Raw genomic sequence first — 591 nt, 5'->3', positions numbered from 1 at the left:
CCTCCGCTATGGCCGCAAGGTGCCCTATGTGGGGATCGCCGTGCTGGCCGGCGGCGGCCTGGCGTCGTTGTGCTGGTTCCTGTTCGTCGCGCCGGATCTCACCTGGCGCATCCTGGCGATGAATTTCGCATTCGGCGGCATCAGCCTTCTGGTTGCTGCCGAACTGCGCCCGGTGCGCAACAACGGCCCGACCGAAAAAATCCTGTTCGTGCTGTCGCTGCTGTCGGGCGTCAATTTCTTCGTGCGCACCCTTGCCGTCGTCATCGCGCATGGGCCCTTCGCCAGCTATGACGGGTTCTATGGCTCGTCCTACTGGACGACGGCGCTGCTGTCGCACGCGCTGCTCTCGCTGCTCATTGCGTTGTGCCTGTTTTCCGCCGCGGCACTCGACGTGTTGAAGGCATTGAAGACCGAGACCTATACCGACCCCCTGTCGGGCCTGCTCAACCGGCGTGGCTTCGAGGAACGCGGCATGCGGCTCTTGCAGCACTGCGCCTCGGCCCGGTTCCCGGTCGCGCTGGTGTTGGCCGACCTCGATCACTTCAAGGCGCTCAACGATGTGCATGGGCATGGCGCGGGCGATCGCGGGAT

General features: G+C 64.8%; 1 protein-coding gene. It reads left to right on the top strand.

All coding sequences use genetic code 11. From position 1 onward, the window contains the following. The coding region (locus EN893_RS36985; RefSeq protein ID WP_164901548.1) for a GGDEF domain-containing protein at nt 1-591 on the top strand (591 nt) is incomplete at both ends.

Origin of the sequence: Mesorhizobium sp. M7A.F.Ca.CA.004.04.2.1, assembly GCF_004022825.1 — a bacterium.
Classification (GTDB): domain Bacteria; phylum Pseudomonadota; class Alphaproteobacteria; order Rhizobiales; family Rhizobiaceae; genus Mesorhizobium.
The sequence above is the reverse complement of the archived record's forward strand: the minus strand, read 5'-3'. Positions and strand labels throughout refer to the sequence as shown.